This window comes from Streptomyces durbertensis (assembly GCF_014156695.1).
In the GTDB taxonomy this organism is placed as follows: Bacteria; Actinomycetota; Actinomycetes; order Streptomycetales; family Streptomycetaceae; genus Streptomyces; species Streptomyces durbertensis.
The window spans coordinates 1-4,501 of record NZ_WMLF01000441.1; the positions used below are offsets into that span (position 1 = coordinate 1).

General features: G+C 70.9%; 3 protein-coding genes. All 3 read left to right on the forward strand.

Going from position 1 to position 4,501, the window contains the following annotated elements:
- Nucleotides 1-151: 151 nt before the first annotated feature.
- Entirely contained in the window at nt 152-2,077 is a 1,926-nt protein-coding gene (locus GL263_RS22230; RefSeq protein ID WP_182857521.1) for a 2-oxoacid:acceptor oxidoreductase subunit alpha, read from the forward strand.
- Nucleotides 2,070-3,167 carry a 2-oxoacid:ferredoxin oxidoreductase subunit beta gene (locus GL263_RS22235; RefSeq protein WP_182857522.1) on the forward strand — a complete coding sequence of 366 codons (1,098 nt, stop codon included), beginning with the start codon at nt 2,070-2,072 and terminating at the stop codon, nt 3,165-3,167. Before GL263_RS22230 ends, GL263_RS22235 begins: the two co-directional genes overlap by 8 nt.
- Nucleotides 3,168-3,416: 249 nt before the next feature.
- Nucleotides 3,417-4,445, forward strand: coding sequence for an EamA family transporter RarD (rarD, locus tag GL263_RS22240; RefSeq protein WP_182857523.1), 1,029 nt, complete (start codon nt 3,417-3,419; stop codon nt 4,443-4,445).
- Nucleotides 4,446-4,501 lie beyond the last annotated feature (56 nt).

A 4,501-nucleotide genomic window follows, 5' to 3' on the forward strand; every position in this document is an offset into this window, starting at 1 on the left:
GCACCGAGGGAGGGGGTGGGCGCGTGTGGCAGCCGGTGCGCGAGGTGCCGCTGCGGCGGCGTCCCGGGCGGTGCGAGGCGTCGCCACGGGCGTCTCACCAACGCGTCCACCATGCGAGCAGCCCCCGGTCGGCGGACCTCGCGCACGTACGATGGCCAGTGAGCCGCCGCCTCAAGGGAGGTCTTTGCAAGTGACCCAACAGGTCAGCCAGGAGAGCGCCAAGGAAGTCAGGCGTCTGGACCGGGTGATCATCCGGTTCGCGGGGGATTCGGGCGACGGCATGCAGTTGACGGGGGACCGCTTCACCTCCGAGACCGCGTCCTTCGGCAATGATCTCTCGACCCTGCCGAATTTCCCCGCGGAGATCCGCGCGCCCGCCGGAACCCTTCCCGGCGTCTCCTCGTTCCAGCTGCATTTTGCCGATCACGACATCCTCACGCCCGGTGACGCGCCGAACGTGCTGGTCGCGATGAACCCGGCCGCCCTGAAGGCCAACGTGGGAGACCTTCCCAGGGGCGCCGAGATCATCGTCAACACGGACGAGTTCACCAAGCGCGCGATGGCCAAGGTCGGCTACGACACCAGCCCGCTCGAGGACGGCTCACTCGACGGCTACCGGGTGCACCCGGTGCCGCTGACGACGCTCACCGTCGAGGCGCTGAAGGACTTCGACCTCGGCCGCAAGGAGGCCGGGCGCAGCAAGAACATGTTCGCCCTCGGCCTGCTCTCCTGGATGTACAACCGTCCGGTGGAGGGCACCGAGCGTTTCCTGCGGTCGAAGTTCGCGAAGAAGCCGGAAATCGCGGAGGCGAACGTCACCGCTTTCCGCGCGGGATGGAACTTCGGCGAGACGACCGAGGACTTCGCGGTCTCCTACGAGGTCGCGCCGGCCGCCAAGGCGTTCCCGGCCGGTACCTACCGGAACGTCTCGGGCAACCTCGCCCTGTCTTACGGACTGGTCGCGGCGTCTCAACAGGCGGACCTCCCGCTGTTCCTGGGCTCCTACCCGATCACCCCGGCGTCCGACATCCTCCACGAGCTGTCGAAGCACAAGAACTTCGGCGTGCGCACCTTCCAGGCGGAGGACGAGATCGCCGGCATCGGCGCCGCGCTCGGCGCCGCGTTCGGCGGCTCCCTCGCGGTCACCACGACCTCCGGGCCCGGTGTCGCGCTGAAGTCCGAGACGATCGGCCTCGCCGTCTCGCTGGAACTGCCGCTGCTGATCGTGGACATCCAGCGCGGCGGTCCGTCCACCGGACTGCCGACCAAGACGGAGCAGGCCGACCTCCTCCAGGCCATGTACGGCCGCAACGGCGAGGCACCCGTCCCGATCGTGGCCCCGGCCACGCCCGGCGACTGCTTCGACGCCGCGCTGGAGGCGACCCGGATCGCGCTCACCTACCGCACGCCGGTGTTCCTGCTCTCCGACGGCTACCTGGCCAACGGCTCCGAGCCGTGGCGCGTGCCGGAGATCGACGAACTCCCCGACCTGCGGGTGCAGTTCACCACCTCTCCGAACCACGTGCTGGAGGACGGCAGCGAGGTCTTCTGGCCCTACAAGCGCGACCCGGAGACCCTCGCCCGCCCCTGGGCCGTGCCCGGCACGCCCGGTCTCGAACACCGCATCGGCGGCATCGAGAAGCAGGACGGCACCGGCAACATCTCCTACGACCCCGCCAACCACGAGCACATGGTCCGCACCCGGCAGGCCAAGGTGGACGGCGTCACCGTGCCCGACCTGACCGTCGACGACCCGGACGGCGAGGCGAAGGTGCTGGTCATCGGCTGGGGTTCGACCTACGGGCCGATCACCGCCGGTGTACGGCGGGTGCGCCGGGAGGGACTGCACGTCGCCCAGGCCCACCTGCGGCACCTCAACCCCTTCCCCGCGAACCTCGGCGAGGTCCTGCGCTCCTACGACAAGGTGATCGTGCCCGAGATGAACCTCGGACAGCTCGCCACGCTGCTGCGGGCCCGCTACCTCGTCGACGCACAGCCCCACACCCAGGTCAACGGCATGCCCTTCAAGGCCGAGCAGCTCGCCAACGTCCTCAAGGAGGCCATCGAACATGGCTGACGTCCTCACCGGGGGGAGCCGGGAACGGGCGCACCACCCGCTCACCCTGGTCCCCAAGGCCGACGCCAAGCAGTCGGCCAAGGACTTCAAGTCCGACCAGGAGGTCCGCTGGTGCCCCGGCTGCGGCGACTACGCCGTGCTGGCCGCCGTGCAGGGCTTCATGCCGGAGATGGGCCTGGCGAAGGAGAACATCGTCTTCGTCTCGGGCATCGGCTGCTCGTCCCGCTTCCCGTACTACATGAACACGTTCGGGATGCACTCCATCCACGGACGCGCCCCGGCCATCGCCACCGGCCTGGCCGCCGCCCGGCGCGACCTGTCGGTGTGGGTCGTGACGGGCGACGGCGACGCGCTCTCCATCGGCGGCAACCACCTCATCCACGCGCTCCGCCGCAACGTCAACCTGAAGATCCTGCTGTTCAACAACCGGATCTACGGCCTGACGAAGGGGCAGTACTCGCCGACCTCCGAGGCCGGCAAGCTCACCAAGTCCAGCCCGATGGGCTCGCTGGACGCCCCGTTCAACCCGGTCTCGCTGGCCATCGGCGCCGAGGCGTCGTTCGTCGCGCGCACGATCGACTCCGACCGCAAGCACCTCACCGAGGTGCTGCGCGCCGCCGCCGACCACCCGGGCACGGCACTGGTGGAGATCTACCAGAACTGCAACATCTTCAACGACGGCGCGTTCGAGGCGTTGAAGGACAAGCAGCAGGCGCAGGAGGCCGTGATCCGGCTGGAGCACGGGCAGCCGATCCGCTTCGGCGTGCCCGGTGAGGACGGCCTCGGCGGCAAGGGCGTCGTCCGCGACCCGGCCACCGGCGACCTCGAGGTCGTCGACGTCGCCGAGCACGGCACGGACGGCATCCTCGTCCACGACGCGCACAGCGCCTCGCCGACGCAGGCGTTCGCGCTGTCCCGGCTCGCCGACGCGGACACCCTGCACCAGACGCCCGTCGGCGTGTTCCGCGACGTGCGCCGACCGGTGTACGAGACGGAGATGGCCGAGCAGTTGGAGCGGGCCGTGGAGCAGAACGGCAAGGGCGAGCTCGCGACGCTGCTCGCCGGCAACGACACCTGGACGGTCCTCTGACCTCCGGACCCCGGCGGCCCGGGCGCCGATCCCCCACCACAGGGATCGGCTCCGGGCCGCCGCCCGTTTGCGGACGCGCACACGCGCCGCCCCGGCCGCCGGCGGCGACGTCCACCGCCCGTACGTGACGCTCGGCAGCGACAGTAGCGTTCCGCGTAACGGGAATGACAAAGCGGCCGTCGCGCGTTACCTTGCCAGGGGCGTCGGCGGCGACGCTCATGGCACGTGGAAGCACAGTGGGGAGGGGTCGTGTCGGCGAGGACTGAGACGCGGACCGGGCTGGTGTTCGGGTTCGTGGCCTTCGGCATGTGGGGTCTGCTGCCGCTCTACTGGCACCTGCTCTCCGCCACCCCGGCGGCCGAGGTGCTCGCCCACCGCATGGTCTGGTCGCTCCCCACGGCCGCGCTCATCCTGCTCGCCGTCCGCCGCTGGGCGTGGATACGCCCGCTGCTGCGCGACCCCCGCCAGCTCGGCATGGCCGCGCTGTCCGCCCTGCTGATATCGGCGAACTGGTACCTGTTCATCTGGGCCGTCAGCTCCGGGCTTGTCCTGGAGGCCTCGCTCGGCTACTTCATCAACCCGCTGATCACCATCGCCATCGGCGTGCTGCTGCTGCGCGAGCGACTGCGCCCGTTCCAGTGGGTCGCGGTCGGCGTCGGCGCCACCTCGGTCGCCGTGATGACCTTCGCCTACGGGCAGGTCCCCTGGGTGGCGCTCGGCCTGAGCACCAGCTTCGCCGCGTACGGGCTGCTGAAGAAGAAGTCGCGCCTGGACGGCCTTGAGGGCTTCAGCGCGGACGCGCTGCTCCAGTTCCTGCCCGCGCTCGGCTTCCTGCTGCTGCTCTCGGGGCGCGGCGAGTCGACGTTCACCGCCGAGGGCCCGACACACGCGCTGCTGCTCGCCGGCGCCGGCCTGGCCACCGCGCTGCCGCTGATCCTCTTCGGCGCCGCCACCATGCGGGTGCCGCTGTCGACGATCGGCATGATGCAGTACCTCGGCCCGGCCACGATGTTCCTGCTGGGGCTCACCGTCTTCCACGAGGAGATGCCGCCGGCGCGGCTGGCCGGCTTCCTGCTGGTGTGGGCGGCGCTGCTGATCCTGACGTTCGACGCCCTGCGCGCGGCTCGCCGCAACCGCGTGGCGCTCCGGGCGGCCCGCGCCCAGGCGGCGCTGGAAGGCGAGACGGCGCTGGACGCCCGGGCGGCACTGGACGACGAGACGGCGCACGCCCCGGGCGCAGCGCCCGGTTCGGAAGCGGTGCCGTCGGTGCGGACGTGACCGCAGGAGCGGACGTGCCCGCCGGGGCGGGGCTTGCCGCGGGGACGGGCGTGACG

What these genes read in the sequence shown, in the direction of transcription:
- GL263_RS22230 (WP_182857521.1), top strand. Translation starts at nt 152, where the DNA reads ATGGCCAGTGAGCCGCCGCCTCAAGGGAGGTCTTTGCAAGTGACCCAA.
- GL263_RS22235 (WP_182857522.1), top strand. Translation starts at nt 2,070, where the DNA reads ATGGCTGACGTCCTCACCGGGGGGAGCCGGGAACGGGCGCACCACCCG.